This is a genomic window from Streptomyces sp. NPDC107521 (assembly GCF_055598485.1).
On record NZ_JBVKAT010000022.1, the window covers coordinates 27,504 to 47,095 of the forward strand.

Genomic DNA, 19,592 nt, shown 5'->3' on the forward strand with positions numbered 1-19,592 from the left:
CATGCCTCAGGCATCTATTTGGTCTACACGGAGTTCGGCCAAACCACCGCAACGGGTGAAGCCGGGCACCGTTCCCGTCCCTGTCCGTGCCGCCCGGGCTCCTCCGGCCGGGTCACGCTCCCGGACCCGACCGGTCCGCCCGCCGCGTTCCCCGGCGCCACGCCGTATCGCGGGCGGGAGCCGGTCGCGGCGCCGCGCGGGGTTCCGGGCGTCTCCCCGACGGATCCGCCCTCCGCCGGGGACCGCGCCCGGCCGTGCGGGTGCGGGGCCGCCGTCCGCCGGTCCGGACCGCCACGGGTCCGGGGCCGCCGCCGTGTCCGGGCCGTCGGGCCGCCGGGCCCCGGCGTGCGGGCGGCCGCCCGTCAGCGGGTCGCGGGAATCCGTACGGTCTCCGCCCACGGTGGCGGCTGCGGGGCGTCCTCGCCGATGAGGGCGGCGATCAGACGGGCGGAGACGGGTTCCGGGGGCCAGGGGGTGTATCCGTCGGTGAGGACGACGACGATGTTCGGCGGGTCCTGGGCGGTGAGCGCCCTACGGATGCCCACGGTCATGTCGGTGCCGCCGCCACCGGCGAGTTCGACCTGGTCCACGGCCGTGATCCGGGCGACCGCGTGCACGTCCGCGTCGCAGGCGAGGACGGTGACCCGGTTGCCGCCGACGCCCACCTCGCGCAGGACGCCCGAGACCTCGGCGAGGGCCGCCGCGAGGTCGTCCTCGCCCATGGAGCCGGAGGTGTCGACGACGACGGCGACGCGGGGCAGGGGGCGGCGCAGGCTGGGCAGCACCACCCTGCCGCCGAGGGCCGGGGTGCGGCGCGAGGGGCGGCGGTAGGTGTAGTCGACGGCGCCGCCCGCCCAGGCCGCGGCCTCGCGGACGGCCCCGGTGAGCGCGGTGCGCCAGTCGACGGTGGGTTCCAGGACCCGCTCGGCCCAGCGCCGCCAGCCCGCCGGGACCGTGCCCCGGGAGCGGGGGTGCGCCCGGATGGCCTGGGCGGTGCGGCGGCGCAGCGCCTCGGCCTCCGCCGGGCCGAGACCGGTCGTGCCGGCGCCGCCCTCCGCGTCGTGTCCGCCCTGTCCCCCGCCTTCGCCGAGGTCCCAGGGGGCGGGGGTGCCGTGTGCCCCGGAGCCGCAGTCGGGTCGATGGAGGCACGAGGCCGGGATGTCCGGGAGGTACTGCTCGAAGAGCAGGCCCTGCGGCAGTCCGAACAGCCGGGGTTCCAGGGCTCCCGGGGGCAACCGCAGTCCGTCGGCCACCAGGTCGTCGTTGATCTCGCAGTCCTGGGCGATGTTGATCCGGAGGGGGTCGCGCTGGTCGGCGGCGGGCAGCCGGTCGGCGCGACCGTGGTGGTCGCGCAGCAGGTGGGCCGCCTCGTGGATCCACACCCCGGCCAGTTCCTCGACGCCGGTCGCGTCGACGAAGGCGGGTGCGACGTAGCAGCGCCAGTACCGGTCCACGGCCATGGTGCGCACCCGCCGCGACGGAACGACGGTCAGGGCGTAGAGGGCGGAGGCGAGGTACGGGCGTGATTCGGCCGCCCTGTAGCGCGCGGCGAGCAGTTTGGCGCGGTCGAGTCGGTCGCCGGGCGCGGCGTCGGAGGGCACGGAGGGCCGCCGGTCAGCGCGCGCCCGGCAGCGCGCCGGCGAGCTGGAGCAGTTCGAGGAAGGCGTCGATGCCGGGCGGGATGGGCCATTCCGGACGGCGCATCGCGGCGAGGTCGCGGGCGGCCCGGGCCGCCACGTCGGGGACTCCGGCGTCGACGGCCTTGGCGAGCACCTCCCAGCCCGCTTCCCAGCGCGGGCGGGTGGGGTCGCTCTGCACGGCGGCGACCACGGCGATGAGGAAGGCCAGTTGGCGGTCGCCGCGCGCGGGCAGCGCGAAGGCCGACGGGTCGGCGAGCACCCGGTCCGGGTCGGGCAGGTCCAGGTTCTCCAGGTACGCGAGGAGTTCCAGTCCGGCCGCCTCGCCGACGGCGCCCATCAGGGCGGCGGCCCGTGCCTCGGGTCCGGTGCCCGAGGCGTATCCGGTGGCCAGCAGCCGCAGGGCCATCTCCCAGGTGCGGGGGGAGGGCCAGGCGCGGCCGCGGCCCTCGGCCTCCTTCGGCATGTGGTGGACGAGACCGGGGCGGGCGGTCAGGAAGCCGCTGATGACGCCCCGGGCGCGGGCGACCGCGCCGGGCACGCGTCCCGGTTCCACCGTCGGCAGGGCGGTCTCGGGCCAGGTGCCGGACATGCCGCGGGCGACGGTGCGGGGGTCGTGCGTCCAGTCCAGGTGGACGAAGCGGTTGGCGAGGGGCGGGCTGAGGTGCCAGCCGTCGGCGGCGCTGGCGGGCGGGTTGGCGGCGGCGACGATGCGCACGGGCGCGGGGAGTTCGAGGCTGCCGACGCGGCGTTCGAGGACCACGCGCAGCAGCGCGGCCTGCACGGCCGGCGGCGCCGAGGACAGTTCGTCGAGGAAGAGGAGTCCGTGTCCGGTGCGGGCGAGCCGGACGGCCCAGTCCGGTGGCGCCATGGGCACGCCCGACGTGGCCGGGTCGTCGCCGACGACGGGGAGTCCGGCGAAGTCGGAGGGTTCGTGGACGCTGGCGACGACGGTCTCCAGGTGAACGCCGAGGGCGGCGGCGAGCTGCTGCATGCCGGCCGACTTGCCGATACCGGGCTCGCCCCACAGCAGGACGGGCTGGTTGGCCGTCACCGTGAGGGCCAGGGCCTCCAGTTGCGGGTCGGCGGCCGGTTCGGTCCTCGTGGTGCCGAGGCGTGCGTTGAGGGCGTCGGCGGCGGCCAGCGCCGGGGGGAGGGCGGACGCGGGGGCGGTCATGGGCGGGTGCCCTCCTCCCGTGCGGGGGCGCGGCCGGTCCCGGGCGGCGTTCCGGAGGGGTCGTGGGCCGGTCCGGCCCCGGGCGGGTCCTCGTAGGGCTCCGCGGTCCCGGCCGGGTCCGGTTCTCCGGTGCCGTCCTCCGCCGGTTCCTCCGCCGCGTCCCACTCCGGCGAGGAGTCCCGCTCGTCCATGGCCTGGTCGAACCACTCGGAGCCGAGGCCCGGGTGGTCCCGCAGCACGCTGCGGCGCAGGAACATCAGGTCGGCGCGTTCGTAGCGGCGGATCACCTGTGCGAGGGACAGCTCCATCTCGTCGGTGACGTCGGTCCGGGCACCGGCGGCGAGCAGGTCCCGGACGAGGGCGGCGGAGCCGCCCCGGTGGACGGCGCTCTGGAGCGGGGTGAGGTGCGAGGCGTCCCGCGCCTCCAGGTCCAGCCCGGCGGCCAGCAGCCGCGGCAGCAGTTCCCGGTGGTCGAGGAGGTGGAGGACGTGCAGCAGACCGCGTCCCCTGCGGTCGCGGACGTGCGGGTCGGTGCCGGCGTCGAGCAGGGCGAGGACCGCGGGCGCGTCGCCGTGCTGGGCGTGCAGGAACAGCGCGTTGCGCTGCTCCGTCAGGGCCCGCGGCAGCCGTCCCTCGCCGCTGGTCCAGGCGGCCTGCACGGCGAAGCAGCCGCTGATGGTGCCGCCGAAGGCGCGCAGCGCCAGTTCGCGCTGCCGCTCCGCCCCGGTGTGCGGGCCCTCCAGGACGCCGTCGCGCGGGACGACCCGGTGCCAGTCGCCGCCGCAGCGGACCCGGACGGGCTCGGGCGTCCGCGGGGCGGGCGGACCCGCCACGGGCCCATTCTCCGGAAACAGGGCGGCCGCGACCAGCGGATGCAGTTCCCCGGGCCGGATCCGGCCGGCCCGGAGCAGGCCGATGTCGGGGAGCCGCTGCCAGACGTAGGAGGGCAGGCGCGGTACGCCGTCCTCCATGCCCCGGTCGTGGCCGGTGAGGCGCAGGGTGCTCCCGTCGGGGGCGGCCGGGTGGGGTTCGACCCTGAGATGGCCGCGCCACTGCGGGGCGAGACGGAAGCGGGAGCCCCGTCCCGCCCGGGCGAGCAGGCGTATCTCGGGGACGAGGCGGGTCAGGTCGGGAGCGGTCTGCGCGGCGAGGACGGCGACGTCGAGCTGCCGGAGGGTGCGCGGTCCGCGCGGCGGCGGGGTGAGGTCCAGGTCGAGTCCGGCGGCGGCGTACGCCTCGGTGTGCTCGCCGCGAGCCTGCAGGACCGCGACCCATTCCGCGAGGGCGGCCGGGTCGGAGTCACCGGGGTGCTCGTCCGGCAGCTCCGCCGGGGTGAGGGGGGTGCCGTCGGGGCGCAGGAACGGCAGCCGGCCGGGGGGACCGCCCGGTGTGCCGGGGTCGCCCGCGCTCCGGCGCAGTTCGCCGGTGCGGCGGGCGTCCCAGAAGCGGCGGGCGGCGGTCCAGTCCTCCGTGACGTACCGCAGTCCGTGGAGCCTGTCGTCCTCGGGCGCGACGGCCGGGCCGAGGTTCAGCGCGAGCCGCTGGGGTCCGGCCAGCATCGGGGTGTTCGTCAGGGACAGGACGGGGCCGGAGCCGCCGTACGCGGCGAGGACGACGCGGTGGCAGCAGGCGAGGGTGGTGTGACCGCCGAGGGTGCGCGGGAGGTGCCAGCGCAGCAGGTCGGGTGCCAGGTGCCGCAGGTCGTCGGCGACGCGGGCGGCCACCTCGGCGCCGTACCGGTCGGCGATCCGCCCGGGGTCGAGGGCGTCGGGCACGTCCACGGCGGCGGCGGCGCAGGCCGCGCGCCAGTCGCCGGACTCCCGGGCCTCCGTGGCGCGTTCGATCATCCAGCGGGGCACGGCGTAGCGGCGGACGCGGGCCCAGGCGGAGGCGTCCTCCGGGGAGAGGCCGCCGGGCGGGACCGGGCGCGTGGTCACCGGTACACGCTCCCGATGGCGCGCAGGTCGGGGTGGGTCGGCGGGGCGGGCCGCATCCTCTCGGTGAGGGACCGCTTGAGGCGGCGGGGCGTGCCGGGGCCGAGGCCCACGCATTCCAGCCGGTGTCCTTCGGGGAGCGCGGCGAGCAGGCTCCTGGCGCCGCGGCCGGTGATGCCGGTGTGGCGCAGTTCGAGGCGGCGCAGCGGGCTGCCGGGCAGGGCGGCGGCGAGGACGCGGGCGCCGTCGTCGCCGGTGGTGTTGCCGGGTGAGCCGAGGCTCCGTTCGGACAGGGCGCGGCCGAGGTCGAGGGCCTCGACGCCGTCGAGGGCGTCGGCGAGGGCGCGGGCGCCCCGGGGGCCGATGCCGTTGCCGCCCAGGCCGAGCCGTACGGGCCGGGCGGGGTCGGTGGCGGCGGCCAGGACGGCGGTGCCCTCGTCGCCGAGGTGGTTGGCCGGCAGGTACAGCTCGCGGACCCCGGCGTCCCGGACGAGGGCGGCCAGCAGCGGGGCGTCGGCGGCGGTCAGGCCGTTGCCCCCGAGGAAGAGCCGTTCGAGCGGGGCCCCGCGGTCCAGGAGGGCGTCGAGGAGGACCCGTACGCCCTCGGGGCCGATGCCGGAGTTGACGAGGTCCAGGGTGCGCAGCGCGTCGTTGCGGCGGAGCAGGTCGGCGAGGGTGCGGGCGCCGGTCGCCATGACCGGGTTCCGCTTGAGCCAGAGGGCGCGCACCGCGGTGTCCCCGGCGAGCGCGTCGGCGAGGGCGGTCACGCCGTCGGGGCCGATGCGGTTGCAGCCGAGGTACAGGGTGCGGATGCCGTGCGCGGTCCCGGCGTCCCGTGCGGCGGTCAGGGTGTCGGCGACGGTCCGGGCGCCCTCGTCGCCGAGGGAGTTGGTGCCGAGCAGCAGGTGCGCGGCGTGCGGGGAGCCGAAGGCCGCGGGCAGCAGCCGGGCCGCGCCCCCGGGGCCGAGTCCCTGCTTGCACAGGTCCACCCGGCCGTCGGCGCGGAGGGTGCCGAGCGGGAACGCCTCGTCCCCGGCGACGGGCCGGGCGTCGGCGAGGCGGGACGTCAGCGGCGCGAGCAGCGCGGGATCGGCGAGCGGCCGGTCGGGGTGCTCGATCGCGGGGCAGCGTACGGGCGTTGTCGGCTGGTCCATCACCACTCCACCGGTCCTCCGCCGGGGCCCGGCGTCCGCGTCGACATCAAGGAGGCGCAAGACCGGTCGGATTCGAACCGACGTCCTCCAGCTCGATGCTTGGGCGCGACGACCTCTGCGCTACGGCCTTGCTGCGGACGATCATAGTCGCAAAAGTGCCCCGGTTTCGATCAACGGTCCGATACGGGGTGAGGACCGGGCGCGGGGGCGCGTCCCGGACACCGGAGTTCGCCGTGGGGCGGATCACGGAGTGGGGGTGAGGCCCCGGGCGGGGGGCGCGGGAGGCGGGTTCCTCGGGGTGAGGGGCATCGGTGGCGGGGCGGCAGGGCCGGGTTCACCGGGCCGCGCGCCGCGGGGGCCGGGCAGGGCCGCCGCCGGTCCTTTCCCGGGATCGCATGGACCCGATTCCGTTTCACTCCCTGCTCGTTGCCGCTCCGAAGGGCTCCGGCGGCGCGGGCCGGGTCCACTCCGGTGTCCAGGTGCCGTCGGCGGGACGGCCGGGGTACGCGGCGGTGAGACGGCCGCGCAGGGCGGCCAGCGAGGGGTGGGGGTTGCCGGTGCGCCAGAGCAGTGAGTGGGGGTAGAGCGGGACCGGGTCCTTGAGGGGGATGCGGCGCAGGTCGTGACCGGCGGGCCAGACCAGGGGGGTCCGCTCGCTGACGAACGTGGCCAGTGTCGTGGAGTCCGCGATGGTGTCGAGCAGGGGCTCGATGCCGAAGTCGGGGCCGACCGTGTCGATGGTGAGCCCGAAGGCCGCGGCGAGTTCGTCGTAGTAGGCGGTCCACTCGGCGCCGGGCAGATTGCCGGGCATCCACAGGCGCCGTCCGGCGAGCTGGGCCGGGGTGAGTGCGGGGGCGTCGGCGAACTCGTGTCGCGGTCCGGTGAACAGGTGCAGCGGCTCGTCGAAGACGGCGGCGGACCCCACTTCGCGGGGCAGTCGGCTGCCGGGCGCGGTCACCGCGCGGAACGTCGCGTCGATGGTCCCGTCCAGAACCGCGGCGACGGCCGTGCCGGAGTCGGACAGCGTCACGACGTCCAACTCGATGTCGGGGTGCGCGCGGTGGAAGTCGCGCAGCAGCCCCGCCGGGGCGAGCCGGCGGCCGACCACGTCGACGCGCAGGGCCCGGTGCCCGGGCCGCACGGAGGCGACGGCGCGCTCGGCGGAGTCCAGGAAGGCGCGGGCGTGGGGCAGGAACGCCTGCCCGTCGATGGTGGGTCTGGCCCCCCGCGCGTCGCGGTGGAAGAGCTGGACGCCGAGTTCCCGCTCCAGCGCGGCGACACGTTTGGACACGGCCTGGGGCGTGACCGACAGCACGGCGGCGGCCTCCTGGAACTGTCCCGTGTCCGCGACGGCGACGACGGTGCGCACGGCCATGACATCCATCCGGACACCCTACGTGGACAACCAGGAGTTGTTCACGGGTGCGGGAATTTTTGTTTGATTCCGGCGTGCCGGGATCGCTTTGATGGGCCGGGTCAACCCATGGTTGTTCGCGTGCCGTGTCCGACGGGTGCCCGCAGACGGTGCCGTCCGACGGCCGCGGTCGCGACGCCCCGAGCGTGAGGAATGCCCGTGCCCGATCAGGACCGCCTCTACGTCCGCACCGCCGAGTTCGCGAGGGTGGCCGAACGGATCGAGCGGGTGACGACGTTGACGTCACGGCTCAACGTCCTCCCGTTCGACGACAGGGCCGGCCGCGCGGCCCTGCTCGCGGAGATCGTCGGCGCGCCCGTCCACGCCTCCGTCACCGTCCATCCGCCCTTCTACACCGACCACGGGCTGCGCATCTCGTTCGGCGAGCGGGTGTTCGTCAACCAGGGGTGCACCTTCCTGGACCAGGGCGGCATCCGGCTGGGCGACGGCGTCCTGATCGGCCCGAAGACCAGTCTGATCTCCTCCGGCCATCCTCTTCCGGCGTCCCAGCGCGCCGAGTTCCTCACCCGGGCGCCCATCACGATCGGGGCCGGTGCCTGGCTCGGCGCGGCGGTGACCGTGCTCCCCGGAGTCACGATCGGGGAGGGCGCGGTGGTCGGCGCGGGCGCCGTCGTCACGAAGGACGTTCCCCCGGACACGCTGGTCACGGGACCGGCCGCCTTCCCCCGCAGGCAGTGGCGCGACTGAGCGCCGGGCCCGTCCGGGGCGGCGGCGCGCGAGCAGCGGCGGCGGCGGTGGCGGTGGCGGTGGCGGCCGACGGAACCCGGCCCTCGCGCCCCCGCGCCCGCGCCGCCCCTCCGCACCCGACGACCGTTCCCCGACCCACGGCCACCTTGCCGCGCACCGCCCGGCCCCCGGTCAGTCCCACTCCCAGCCGAGGCCGACGATGCCCGGGCTGAACTCCTGTTCCGCCACATGGGCGGTGTGGTAGCCGTTGAGCGGGACCTGGAGCACCCGGCGGCGGGGGGCGCTGACGGCCCGGCGGCTGAACCGATAGCAGCGGACGGGGAGCGTCGGCCGGGCGAAGTACACCTGGAGCAGGTAGTGGCTCACCGGGTAGCGGAAGCCACGGGAGTACTCGGTGCACTCGCCGCCCGTGCCGTCGGTGAAGCGGTAGCGGAAGGGCTGGGTCTCCCCCAGTGCCAGTGTCCGGTCGAAGACCAGCTCCACCGCGAGCAGGGACGCCTCCGGATCCCGACGCACCCGGCCCAGGCGGCAGTTGTCGAGCGGTTCGATCCGGACCCGGGTGACATCGCAGCCGGCGTCGCCCTCGTAGAGGGAGACGTACCGGTCGACGTTGCCCCGGTGCGCCCGGACGAACTGCTGGACCTCGCGCTGCCGCAGCTCGCGGTCGGGGCCGAGGCGGACCTGTTCGACCTGGCTGACCGTGTGCAGCCGGTCCTCGGTGGGGCAGTCGAGCTGTTCGAGCAGGCGGAGCATGGCGGAGGCCGGGCCGATCAGCTCCTGGTAGCGGCGGGCCGCCCGGCCGCCGCCGGTGGCACCGGCCCTCGTGGGCTCCAGCAGCCGGACCAGGCCCCCGGGGGCGACGTCCAGGATCTGTTCCAGTGCCCTGACCACCTGGACCGACTCGGCCTTGGCGGGCACCCGTTCGCCGCGCTGCCAGTAGCTGAGACTGGTCACGCTGACCTGGAGGCCCCGCTCGGCCAGACGGTGCCGGATGCGGTGCAGGGCGAGCCCGCGCCGCCGGACCGCCGTCCGCAGCGCCAGGTGGAAGGGGCCGCTGCGCAGCGCCTCGGCCAGGGCCTCGTCGGGTGAGTCACCGTCCACCGCGCCGAGTCGGCGCGCGTCGGCACGCATCACGCACCACCTCCACCGTTGGCCCGTCCATGTGTCAGGAGTGGATATTCACACACCTGGTGGCCGAAGGCACCGCCTCGGACACCATGATTCCCGGACGATGCCGGCCGCGCGGGGCCGGGAGCGGCCGGGCGGCGAGCCGGACCGTCCCCGCGGGGCGTCCACAGCCGTTCACACCTCGTTCACCACCGCTCCGAGCGGGCGTTCCGCCCCCTTGAGCGGTGCGGCGCCGAGACCCGATCCTCGATCCCGCCACCCGCCGGCCGCTGCGGCTCCCCGCGAACCCCCGCTCCGGACGGCGGGTCATCGGGTGGGCGGCCGGTCGTGCCCGGCCGCCCACCGCTCCCCCCGAGAAGGAGGCCACCCCATGCGCTTCTCCCGGTCCCCACGGACACGGTCCCGGTCGCCACGGAGTCGGCGGCACCGGGCCGCCGCCCTCGCGCTGGCCGCGAGCACCGTCCTGCTCGTCCCCCCGGCGGTGTCGGCGGCGGCCGAGCCGTCCGCCGTCGCCCCGGCGGCCGCCGCGGTCCGGCCGGCCGTCGGCGGCCCCGCGGCCGGTCCGGCCGCCGACGCGCGGCCCACCGCCCAGTGGACCTGGCGCCGGCTCGGCATCACCATGCAGGCCCAGCAGATGACCAACTGGTGCTGGGCAGCGGTCGGCGACACCATCGCCGAGTACTACGGCCGCGACTACTCGCAGAACCAGTTCTGCAACCTCGCCTTCGGCCGGGCGGTGAACAGCTCCTGCCCCAACTCGCAGGCCACCCTCGCCAACGACCAGCAGGCGTTCGGCCGCATGGGCATCAGCCCCGGCCGGTACGTCAACGGCTACCTCGGCTACTCCACCCTCACCCAGGAGATAGACGCCGACCGCCCGGTGATGTCGCGCGTCCAGTGGCAGTCCGGCGGTGGCCACATGCTGACCGTCTACGGCTACGACGTCAGCGACAACCGGGTGTACTGGGGCGACCCCTGGCCGTCGAGCAACCGCTACAACTGGGCGTCCTACAGCTACTACGTCAGCAACGGGTCGTTCCTCTGGACCCACTCCCTCTACGGCATCGGAGCGTGAGTCCCCCCATGCGACAGCATCACCGGCACACCTCCGGACCCGCCCGGCGCCGCACCGCGTCACTGATCGCGCTTCCGGGCGCGGCCCTCCTCGGCCTGGGTCTGCTGGTCACGGCGACACCCGCCGCGGCCGAACCGGCCCCCTCCCCCGTGGCGGGCGCCCCGAGCCCGGCACAGCTCTCCGCCGCCCACCGCGCCGCCGGTTCCGGCGCCACCCTCAAGGTGCTGGCGACCTTCTTCGCCCGGGACGGCGTCCCGCCCGGCCGGAAGGGCGCGCTCGACCCCGCCCGGGAGGCCGGGGCGGCAGCGGCGGCCGACCCGCGCCTGGTCGGCGACGCCGTCCCCGTGTACTCGCTCAACCCGGCGTTCGTCACCGCGACGACGGCGGACCGGGTACCGGTGGCGGCGATGGAGTTCGCCGCGTCCAAGGCGGTCGACGCCGACGGCGACACGGCCTCGGTGTGGACGGCGCGGGTCGACGGGCGGTGGCAGGTGGTCAACATCGCCTCCGGCAGCGACGAGACCGACTACGCGGCCCGCGCCGGCTCCGGTGCGGTGGTGTTCCGCGAGCCCCAGCTCAACGCCTGGTACCGGGTGGCCGACGGCCGGGTCCTCCCGCTGAACGCCGAGGCCCGCGCCTCCGTCGGCGCCCGGGGCACCGGCCTGGCGGCCTACCAGCGCCTGGTCCACCAGCGGTACGCCGACAAGATGCCGGGGTCCGGGTACGACAGGGCCGGATACGCCGGGGGCTTCGGCCCCGGAGCGGAACCGGGCACCCCGGCCGGGACGGCGAGCGGGGGCACCGCCGGGCGGGCCGCGGCGAGCCCCGGCGCCGCGCCCCTCGCCGCCGGGGCGGGAGCCCTCGCGGCGGCGGCCCTGGCGGGCGGTCTGCTGGCCCGCCGCCGACGTCTCACCGTGCGCTGACGGCGGGGCCCGGGACCCGGGCGCCGCTCACCCTCCTCCCCGCCTCGCGGCGGCCCTCGTCGCCCGGGGCCGCCCCGGCCACCTGCGGATCCGTCCCGCCGCTGCGCGAGGACGGGCCCGTGCCTCCCCGGCGACCGGAGCGCGCGGCGCGGCGAGTGGGAGCGGGCGGGTGACGGACCGTGCCGTGCGGGGAGAGGCCGCCGAAGGCCCCGCGCGGGCACGGGTCCGGGCCTTCGGCGGCCGGGTGGCGGACCCTCCGGCCTGATCCGAACGAGAGGCCCTGGTGACCTGAGTCAGAGATGTTCGGGTGGTTCTCGCGAGCTGCCCGGCGTGCCGGAGGCCGGATGTCAGCAGGCCGGGCCGGACCTGCCGGCCGCACGGCATCCGGCTGATGGCCGCGATCTGACGAAGAATCTCTGACTCAGGTCACTAGACCGGGCCGTCCGGAGCGTTCCGCTCCAGGCGGGCCCCCAGGGTGGCGGCGAAGTCCTCGGCGCGTTCCAACTGGACCCGGAGCCTGGTCACCTGCTCGACCGCGGCCCGCTGATAGGTCCGCACCCGTTCCAGCAGCGCTTCCCGCTCGCCGTCGTCGAGGGCGTCGCCGTCGTCGAGCCGGTCGGTGGCGTCCAGCAGGTCGCGCATCTGGTCCAGGGTGAAGCCCAGCGGCTTCATCCGGCGGATGACCATGAGGCGGGCAACGTCGGTCTCGTCGTAGAGCCGGAAGCCGCCCCGGGACCGGGCGGAGGGGATGACCAGGCCGGTCTCCTCGTAGTGCCGGATGGTGCGCAGGGACAGCTCCGTCCGCGCGGCGACCTCGCCGATCTGCATGTGCCTGCCGTGCACGCCCGTGTTCCCGGCCCTTCTCCTTTGGCCGGCGACCGTCCTCGCCGCGCTCCCCATCCCTACCCTAACGTTAGGGTAGGGTCGCGGGGCGGTGAGGACGGTCGCCTCGCTGCCGCCGTTCCGGGGCCGATGGCGCCCCCGGTGAAGATCCGATTCTCGCAGGAGAGCGCGTGCGCGAGCCCATGACGCCGGTCGGCGCCGTCGGTCCGCCGTGACCTCGCACACCCCTATGTGAACCGCGCGGGGCGGGCCGGACCCGGCTCCGCCGTCCTCGCGGTCCCCTCCTCCGCCTTCCGGCCCGGTCCGCGGGCCGTTCGCGAGGTGCCGGTCCGGCCCCGCGAGCCCTTCCCGCACGCCCCGGCCCGCCCCAGGGGGACGTGCCCGAGCACGACAGGTACCCATCCCCTTGTCTTCTGCCGCTGTGACTCCCGCCGCGCGCCTGCGCGGCCTCCGGCCCGACTGGCTCAACGATCCGAAGGTCTGGCGCACCGAGATCCTGGGGGGCCTGGTCGTCGCCCTGGCCCTGATCCCGGAGGCGATCTCCTTCTCGATCATCGCCGGGGTCGACCCGGCGGTCGGCCTGTTCGCCTCCTTCACCATGGCCGTGGTCATCTCGGTCGTCGGCGGACGCCGGGCGATGATCTCCGCCGCGACCGGTGCCGTCGCCCTCGTCATCGCCCCGCTCCAGCGCGAGTACGGCCTGGGGCACCTGATCGCCACCGTCATCCTGGCCGGCGTCCTCCAGATCGTCCTCGGCGCGGTCGGGGTGGCGAAGCTGATGCGCTTCGTCCCGCGCTCGGTGATGGTCGGCTTCGTCAACTCCCTCGCCGTCCTGATCTTCATGGCCCAGGTCCCCGAGCTGCGGAACGTCCCGTGGCCCGTCTATCCGCTGGTCGTCGGCGGCCTGGCACTCATGGTGCTCTTCCCGAGGATCACCACCGCGGTCCCGGCGCCGCTCGTCTCCATCGTCATCCTCACCGCCATCACCGTGGCGGCCGGGATCGCGGTCCCGACCGTGGGCGACAAGGGCCAACTCCCGTCCGCCCTGCCCGTCCCGCACCTCCCCGACGTGCCGTTCACCCTGGACACGCTGACGACGATCGCCCCCTACGCGCTCGCGATGGCGCTGGTCGGCCTGATGGAGTCGCTGATGACCGCCAAGCTCGTCGACGACATCACCGACACGCACTCCGACAAGACCCGGGAGTCCATCGGCCAGGGCATCGCCAACATCGTCACCGGATTCTTCGGCGGCATGGGCGGCTGCGCCATGATCGGCCAGACGATGATCAATGTGAAGGTCTCCGGCGCCCGCACCCGCCTGTCCACCTTCCTGGCGGGCGCCTTCCTGATGGTGCTGTGCATCGTCTTCGGCCCGGTCGTCTCCGACATCCCCATGGCCGCGCTCGTCGGCGTCATGGTCATGGTGTCGTTCGCGACCTTCGACTGGCACTCCCTCGCTCCCGCGACCCTCAGACGGATGCCCGCCGGTGAGATCACCGTCATGGTGATCACGGTCGTCTGCGTCGTGGCCACCCACAACCTCGCCATCGGCGTCGTCGTCGGCTCCGTCACCGCCATGGTGGTCTTCGCCAAGCGGGTCGCCCACCTCACCCGGGTCACCTCCGTGACCGACCCCGACGGCACCACGGTCGTCTACCGGGTCACGGGAGAGCTGTTCTTCGCCTCCTCCAACGACCTCGTCGGCCAGTTCCGTTACGCCACCGACCCCGACCGGGTCGTCATCGACCTCTCCGCCGCCCACATGTGGGACGCGTCCTCCGTCGCCGCCCTCGACGCCGTCGAGGCCAAGTACCGCCGGCGCGGCAAGACCGTCGAGATCACCGGGCTCAACGACCCCAGCGCCGACCTCCACGGCAGGCTCACGGGCGAACTCACCGGAGGCCACTGACTCCGGGAACGGTCCGGCGCCCCGCTCCGGGACCGGCTCCTCCCGTACGGGGGGCTCCCCTACGGCGGTGACCCCGCACGGTGGCCCTCGTTGGCGGGCGGTGCCGCGACGCCGTGGCCGCGTCGGTGCTTTCGCCGGGGCGCGGCGGGGCACGGCGGGGGCTCCTCGGCGGCGCCGGTGCGCCTCCGGCGAGGCGTACGCGCCGTCAGGACGCGCCCGGCCCGGTGCGCCGAGGGCCGGTGAGAGCCCTCCGCCGCCGGGATACGGGCACCGGCGGGGGCGGGACGGCCATCGGGGGCCGGATAGCCCGCGGCCCGGGGCGGCTCCGTCCCGACGGGCCCGCGTCGGTAATTCATTGGCGCCCGCTCCGGAGCCGTTGTTACGGTGGCGGCGTTCCTTCGGTCTGCTTGGGGCTGTGTGCCCTGGAAAAGAGATTTTGTGACCCGGCCCGCGCCGAGTGCGCCTCGCCACACCGCGTAACACCCGTCCCTCAGAGCCGTCCCCTCCGGACGGTGACCGGACGTGCGTCTCCGGTGCCCTGACCCAGTCTCCGCCTTCCGCGCCCAAGGCCCTGCCCGGGCGTGTGTGGAGTTGGTCGTCCTCTCGTCGAGGCCGCTCGGCCTGCTCTTGCTGTCATCACGACCTCTCAGCAAGGAGCATCCCGGGTGTCCACCCGCAGCAACCCTTCATCGAGCACCCCTCAGAACATCCTCCGCGCCGGCACCTTCGCCTGCCCGTGGTGCGGCCTGACGGCGTCCGCCGTCGCCGATGACGGCACACCGCGCCGCCACTGCCCGTCGTGCCTGCACGCCCGGCACGTCCTCGACCCCGTCGGGAACGGTGCCCGCGACTGCCGCGGCCGGATGTCGCCGATCTCCGTCGCCGTGCCGCGCGCCGGCGACTGGATGGTCATCCACCGCTGCGCGCGCTGCGCCGAGCTGACCTCCAGCCCCGTCCACCCGGACGACAACCAGCTCGTCCTGATGCACGTGGCCGTGCGGCCCCTCGCGCAACCCCCTTTCCCCCTCGAAGCGTTCGGCCCCGTCCGCCGCTCCGGACAGACGGGGAGCTGACGTGCCGCGCAAGAACGTACGCGGACGGGTACCGGGTGCCCGCAGACCGCAACGGCGGAAGGACGTCCTGCACGGGCGCGGCGGCCACCGCGCCCGCGACTTCCGCTGCGTGGGCTGCCGCCTCGACGTGCCACTCGACGCGCCCGGCACCGCGCACCGCAACCACTGCCCGAACTGCCTCGTCAGCCTGCACGTCGACGGGCGCGTCCCGGGCGACCGCGCCGCGGACTGCCACGGCCGGATGGAGGCCCTGAGCATGTCGGTACGGCCCGACGGCGAATGGCTGATCATCCACCGGTGCCTGTCGTGCGGGGCGCTGGGCGCCAACCGCATCGCGGGTGACGACAACGCTCTGGCCCTGGTCCGGCTGGCCCTCAAGCCGCTGCGGGACACATGGGCAGGTCGTCACTCGCTGCCCGCGTGACCCGGGCCGTGCCTCCCGGCGTCGGGTGACAGCGCGCCCGACGCCTTCCCACGCCCTTCTCCCTTTCCCTTCCTCCTTCTCGCCGCACGGGCACACCCGTGCACGACCTGTCAGGAGCAGCCATGCGCCCCTTGTCCAGGGAAGAGGTTCGCGACGCGATCGTGAACCCGGACCCCGCCGAAAAGCGACTCCGCCTGCCGGCCTGGTTCGACGACGTCCGGTGGCACCGCATCGACTACCTCGGATGGCGGGATCTGCGCGCCCCGAGGCGGGCCTATCTCGTCGCCGAGGCCGACGGCCGGGCGCTGGGAGTGCTGCTGCGGCAGGCGCCGAACGAGGCCGCCCTCGGCTCCCGCGCGGTGATGTGCGATCTGTGCCGTTCCAGCCGCCGGTTCAACGAGGTCTCGCTGTTCACCGCCCAGCGCCCGTCCCGTGACAAGCGCGAGCGTCTCAACGCGGTGGGCCTCCTCCTGTGCACCGACCTCGACTGCGCGGTCAAGGTGAACTCCACGTCGATCCGCCAGGGCTTCGGCCCTCCCACCGGTGACGTCACCGCGGCGCGGCGCGAAGGTCTGCGTTCGCGCGCGATCACCTTCATCCGTTCGGTCTCCGAAGGCCGACCGGGCCCGCGACGCGAAAGGTAGCGGCAGGTCCGCCGGAGGCGGTGCGCTTCCCCTCCCGGTCCCGCGCCAGGGGCCGGGGGGAGCTTCCTGGGCCCCTCCCTGCGGCAGCGGTCCGCAGCCGCCCGGCAGCGGGGACCGGGGCAGGGGGGCGCCCCGGGCCCGCCAGAACCCGGGGCCGCCCGGGACGTCCGTCCGCCGACGTCCCGGGGCCCGGGCCCGGGGCACCGGAGCGTGCCGACGAGGCATGCCGTCCGGTCGGCGTCAGCAGCCGGGGCCGATCGGCGGGGACGACGTCAGGGCGAGCGCCGCGATCCGCAACTCCCGTGCCCACGAGGGCTGGTCGAGTCCCAGCGTGTACTCGACACAGCACTCGCACTGCGGGATCAGCGCGACGAACGACTCCTCCTCGGCGGTTTCGACCTCCACCTCCCACCAGTCGTCGCTCACCAGATCCGCGGGAGCGACGTCCCCCTCGACCAGCCCGGTCGCCAATCGCCGCAGCGCGTGCCGCCGTGCCAGACCCGGGGCGGGCAGTTCGATCGCCGCCTCGGCGAGCGCCCGCTCGAAGGTGTCGCGCAGGTCGCGGGGGTCCGCGTCACGGGGCAGACCGGCCAGTTCGCACAGCGCGGGAGTGTCCAGTCCGGCCGCGAGCGCCTCGGCCGCGATCATCGGCAGGTCCTCCGGGTGGATCTCGTGCGCCCGATGGCGACACGCCACCTCGCCCTGCGTGGTGCGACCCGTCCGCGTGGAGAACTCGATGTCCGACGGCGCTTCCGATGCTCCCATTCCCCCATGGTGCCTGTACCGCCCCCCGTGAGGGCCGGTCCGGAACAGCCCGCCCGCTTCCCGGACCGAGCGACGAGCCGGGGGCGGAACCCTCCCCCGGGCTGTCAACCGCCGACCGCCGCGGCACCGTTGCGGATCGCGGGCCGCGCGGGGCCCCGGTCTCGTCGGCGCGACCGGACACCCACCGGCCGTCCTCGGCCGGCGATCCCTCTCAGGGCCTGAGCCGGTCCTGCTGGACGTCGGAACAGACCAGCCCCATGGACTCCGCGAGAGCCGCGGCGTGGGCCGACTCCTCCTCGGCCGTGCTCGGCCCGAGCGGGACGTGGACCAGCGGTCCGACGGCCTCGCCGATCAACGGGCCGGTCGACCAGGGCGAGGTGTCGCCCTCGTCCTCGGTGATGTCGCACCACCGCTCCACCAGTGCCGCGACACAGGCCGCGATGCGCTCGGACGGAGGCTCCTCCGATCCGGCGTCGACGTAGGGCCTCTCGTTTGGATCACGCCGGGCCCTTGGTGTCCGGGCGCCCCTGCGGGAGATCGCGGGCGGGATCCGGCGTTCGCGCGTTCACGCGGTTGGGGCCGGAGTCGTGGCCGTCGTCGGGCCGATCCGTGGGGTGACGTGATGGAGGAGTCCGGGCGCTTGGTGGTGGACGGTCGCCCTGGGCCCTTCGTTCGGATCGGGCCGGGGCGGGGCCGCGGTGGCCCGGACGCGCCTCCGGAGTTGCCCGGCCGCCTCGCGGCGACGGACAACTCCGGTCAGGATGCGTCAGGTTGATGCGTCCGGCCCTTGGCGGGCCGGACGCATCGGGATCAGCGGTTCTGCAGGGCCTTGACGTTGTCGCCGAAGGACCAGCCCTTCGAGCCGTCCCAGTTGATGGACCACGTCATGAGGCCCTTGAGCGAGCCGTTGAACTTGTTCCACGCCTGGCTGACCTGGCTGGGCGCCATGTAGCCGCCGCCCGCGCCGACCTGCGCCGGCAGGCCGGGCACCTGCTTGTCGTACGGCACCTTGATCGTGGTGCCCTGGATGGTCAGGCCGTTGTTGAGGCAGGTGGTCTGAGCGGCGAAGCCCTCCACGGTGCCGGCCCCGTACGAGTCGCCCGAGCAGCCGTACATGCTGCCGTTGTAGTACTGCATGTTCAGCCACCACAGGCGGCCGTTGTCCACGTACTTCTTGATGATCGGCAGGTACGAACCCCAGATGGACCCGTAGGTGACGCTGCCGCCGGTGACGTACGCGGTCTCGGGCGCCATCGTCAGGCCGAAGCCCGCCGGCATCTTGGCGAGCACGCCGTCGATGATGCGGATCAGGTTGGACTGGGAGGCGGACAGGGTGTTGATGTTCCCGCTGCCGGACAGACCGGTCTCGATGTCGATGTCGATCCCGTCGAAGTTGTACTTCTTGAGGATCGGGACGACCGTCTCCACGAAGCGGTCGGCGACCTTGCTCGACGACAGGTCGATGCCGGCGGCCGCGCCGCCGATGGACATCAGGATCGTGGCGCCCTTGGCCTTGGCCTCACACATCTCCGCCGGCGTCGACACCTTGACATTCGCGTCCATCCCGTCCTCCCACAGGACGGTTCCGTCCGAGCGGATCACCGGGAAGGCGGCGTTGATGACGTTGTAGCCGTGCTGCGCCATCCGGCTGTCGGTGATCGGAACCCAGCCCATACCGGGGTGGACGCCGTTCGAGGCGCCGTCCCAGTTCTCCCAGTAGCCCTGAAGCACCTTGCCGGTCGGCTTGGGCTTCGTGGCACAGGTGACGTCGTTGGGCGGCTCCGACGTCGGCGGCTCGGAGGTCGGCGGCTCCGACGTCGGCGGCTCGGAAGTGGGCGGCTCCGAGGTCGGCGGCTCGGAGGTCGGCGGGGGCGTCGTGCCACCGGGGCCGGTGAGCGACACGTCGTCCGCGAAGTACGCGGGCGTCCCGTACCAGCCGTGCAGGTAGACCGTCACCGACGTGGTGTTCGCACCGGTGGTGAAGCCGACGCTCAGCTGGCTGTACGACGCGGAGTTGGGCGTCCAGGTCTGCGGCTCGCTGGCGGCACCGGTGCCGGTGGCGCCGAGGTAGACGTAACTGCCCTGGACGAAGGCGCTCAGCGTGTACTTCGAGTTGGGCTTCACGCTGACCGTCTGGGTGCACTGGGCGTTGCCCAGGCCGGACGGAGTGGCCTTCAGCGCGGACGAGCCGGAGTGCGCCGGGCTGTTGACGACCGCGCCGGACCCATTGGCGCAGGACCAGCCGGAGAGGCCGTTCTCGAAGCCGGAGTTGGTCACCAGGTTGGTGTCGGCGACGGCGCCGGCCGAGCCGGAACCGACCAGGGTGACGCAGGCGCCGATGACGGCGGCGGCACTCACCCCGGCGAGCGTACGGATCAGGACGGTCGAGTCGCGCCGATTCCGGACGGCGGCCGAATGCCCGTCATCCGCCTCGGGCAGATCATGAGTCCTCCGACGGAACATGCTGTGCTCCATTCTCGCCACGTGCCGTGGGCGTGAGCGTGCGTGAGGGGGGCGTGGACGCACGGCCCCGGATGAACGGGAGAGACGCAGTGCGGTGATCGACGGGATCGTAGAAGGGGTGGCGAGGCCCGTCAATAGGTCTGGACCAAAGGCGAACTACCGCCTGGTGTACCACTTGCCGGAACTTGACAGACCGGGCACCGCCCGGCAAATCTCTTGAACGCGGGCCCGGTCCGGTGCGAGGATGCGGCCTGTCCGGGAGCACGTCGTGCCGTCCGGACGGAAGGGGAGGGAGGACAACTCCATCCGCTCATGGGG

17 protein-coding genes, 1 tRNA gene and 1 pseudogene are annotated in these 19,592 nt (G+C 74.6%); 7 read left to right on the plus strand and 12 right to left on the minus strand.

What is annotated here, in order from left to right; translation table 11 throughout:
• Positions 1-362: 362 nt before the first annotated feature.
• The 6 genes from ACZ7LB_RS26610 to ACZ7LB_RS26635 form a co-directional block, all read right to left on the minus strand.
• The gene (locus ACZ7LB_RS26610) at positions 363-1,601 is read right to left on the minus strand and encodes a vWA domain-containing protein (RefSeq protein WP_471471749.1); all 1,239 of its coding nucleotides are present in this window, start codon (positions 1,599-1,601) and stop codon (positions 363-365) included.
• 13 nt (positions 1,602-1,614) lie between these two features.
• On the minus strand, positions 1,615-2,814 hold the full coding sequence (locus tag ACZ7LB_RS26615; protein WP_471471750.1) for an AAA family ATPase: 1,200 nt from the start codon (positions 2,812-2,814) through the stop codon (positions 1,615-1,617).
• The gene (locus ACZ7LB_RS26620) at positions 2,811-4,751 is read right to left on the minus strand and encodes an ankyrin repeat domain-containing protein (RefSeq protein WP_471471751.1); all 1,941 of its coding nucleotides are present in this window, start codon (positions 4,749-4,751) and stop codon (positions 2,811-2,813) included. Before ACZ7LB_RS26620 ends, ACZ7LB_RS26615 begins: the two co-directional genes overlap by 4 nt.
• Positions 4,748-5,902 carry a leucine-rich repeat domain-containing protein gene (locus ACZ7LB_RS26625; RefSeq protein ID WP_471471752.1) on the minus strand — a complete coding sequence of 385 codons (1,155 nt, stop codon included), beginning with the start codon at positions 5,900-5,902 and terminating at the stop codon, positions 4,748-4,750. Before ACZ7LB_RS26625 ends, ACZ7LB_RS26620 begins: the two co-directional genes overlap by 4 nt.
• A 57-nt stretch (positions 5,903-5,959) precedes the next feature.
• Positions 5,960-6,032 (minus strand) — tRNA-Arg (locus ACZ7LB_RS26630).
• Between the two features lie 282 nt (positions 6,033-6,314).
• The gene (locus tag ACZ7LB_RS26635; protein ID WP_471471753.1) at positions 6,315-7,286 is read right to left on the minus strand and encodes a LysR family transcriptional regulator; all 972 of its coding nucleotides are present in this window, start codon (positions 7,284-7,286) and stop codon (positions 6,315-6,317) included.
• Between the two features lie 189 nt (positions 7,287-7,475).
• On the opposite strand from ACZ7LB_RS26635, the gene ACZ7LB_RS26640 reads away from it, so the two are divergent.
• Positions 7,476-8,024 carry a DapH/DapD/GlmU-related protein gene (locus tag ACZ7LB_RS26640; protein ID WP_471471754.1) on the plus strand — a complete coding sequence of 183 codons (549 nt, stop codon included), beginning with the start codon at positions 7,476-7,478 and terminating at the stop codon, positions 8,022-8,024.
• A gap of 171 nt (positions 8,025-8,195) precedes the next feature.
• Here ACZ7LB_RS26640 and ACZ7LB_RS26645 read toward each other — a convergent pair whose 3' ends face one another.
• Complete coding sequence (locus ACZ7LB_RS26645) at positions 8,196-9,155, minus strand: hypothetical protein (RefSeq protein WP_471471755.1); 960 nt, start codon at positions 9,153-9,155, stop codon at positions 8,196-8,198.
• A 367-nt stretch (positions 9,156-9,522) separates the two neighbouring features.
• On the opposite strand from ACZ7LB_RS26645, the gene ACZ7LB_RS26650 reads away from it, so the two are divergent.
• Positions 9,523-10,227, plus strand: a complete 705-nt coding sequence (locus ACZ7LB_RS26650; RefSeq protein ID WP_471471756.1) for a papain-like cysteine protease family protein — start codon at positions 9,523-9,525, stop codon at positions 10,225-10,227.
• A gap of 8 nt (positions 10,228-10,235) precedes the next feature.
• Complete coding sequence (locus ACZ7LB_RS26655) at positions 10,236-11,150, plus strand: hypothetical protein (protein ID WP_471471757.1); 915 nt, start codon at positions 10,236-10,238, stop codon at positions 11,148-11,150.
• Between the two features lie 429 nt (positions 11,151-11,579).
• Here ACZ7LB_RS26655 and ACZ7LB_RS26660 read toward each other — a convergent pair whose 3' ends face one another.
• Positions 11,580-11,993, minus strand: coding sequence for a MerR family transcriptional regulator (locus tag ACZ7LB_RS26660; RefSeq protein ID WP_471471758.1), 414 nt, complete (start codon positions 11,991-11,993; stop codon positions 11,580-11,582).
• A 421-nt stretch (positions 11,994-12,414) separates the two neighbouring features.
• Here ACZ7LB_RS26660 and ACZ7LB_RS26665 point away from each other — a divergent pair, with 421 nt between their 5' ends.
• The 4 genes from ACZ7LB_RS26665 (at position 12,415) to ACZ7LB_RS26680 (ending at position 16,046) form a co-directional block, all read left to right on the plus strand.
• The gene (locus ACZ7LB_RS26665) at positions 12,415-13,905 is read left to right on the plus strand and encodes a SulP family inorganic anion transporter (protein WP_471471759.1); all 1,491 of its coding nucleotides are present in this window, start codon (positions 12,415-12,417) and stop codon (positions 13,903-13,905) included.
• A 665-nt stretch (positions 13,906-14,570) separates the two neighbouring features.
• Positions 14,571-14,978, plus strand: a complete 408-nt coding sequence (locus tag ACZ7LB_RS26670; protein WP_471471760.1) for an RNHCP domain-containing protein — start codon at positions 14,571-14,573, stop codon at positions 14,976-14,978.
• Position 14,979: 1 nt separating this feature from the next.
• Entirely contained in the window at positions 14,980-15,402 is a 423-nt protein-coding gene (locus ACZ7LB_RS26675; protein WP_471471761.1) for an RNHCP domain-containing protein, read from the plus strand.
• Between the two features lie 122 nt (positions 15,403-15,524).
• Positions 15,525-16,046 (plus strand): FBP domain-containing protein, encoded by a 522-nt coding sequence (locus ACZ7LB_RS26680; RefSeq protein WP_471471762.1) that lies wholly within the window; start codon positions 15,525-15,527, stop codon positions 16,044-16,046.
• Positions 16,047-16,286: 240 nt separating this feature from the next.
• On the opposite strand, the gene ACZ7LB_RS26685 is transcribed toward ACZ7LB_RS26680, so the two are convergent.
• The 4 genes and pseudogenes from ACZ7LB_RS26685 to ACZ7LB_RS26700 form a co-directional block, all read right to left on the minus strand.
• Entirely contained in the window at positions 16,287-16,811 is a 525-nt protein-coding gene (locus ACZ7LB_RS26685; protein WP_471471763.1) for a hypothetical protein, read from the minus strand.
• Positions 16,812-17,022: 211 nt separating this feature from the next.
• Positions 17,023-17,229 carry a hypothetical protein gene (locus ACZ7LB_RS26690; protein WP_471471764.1) on the minus strand — a complete coding sequence of 69 codons (207 nt, stop codon included), beginning with the start codon at positions 17,227-17,229 and terminating at the stop codon, positions 17,023-17,025.
• Between the two features lie 392 nt (positions 17,230-17,621).
• Positions 17,622-18,542, minus strand: coding sequence for a chitinase (locus ACZ7LB_RS26695; RefSeq protein WP_471471819.1), 921 nt, complete (start codon positions 18,540-18,542; stop codon positions 17,622-17,624).
• Positions 18,543-18,755: 213 nt separating this feature from the next.
• Positions 18,756-19,286: pseudogene (locus tag ACZ7LB_RS26700) on the minus strand (carbohydrate binding domain-containing protein); the annotation flags it as partial.
• Positions 19,287-19,592: the final 306 nt, after the last annotated feature.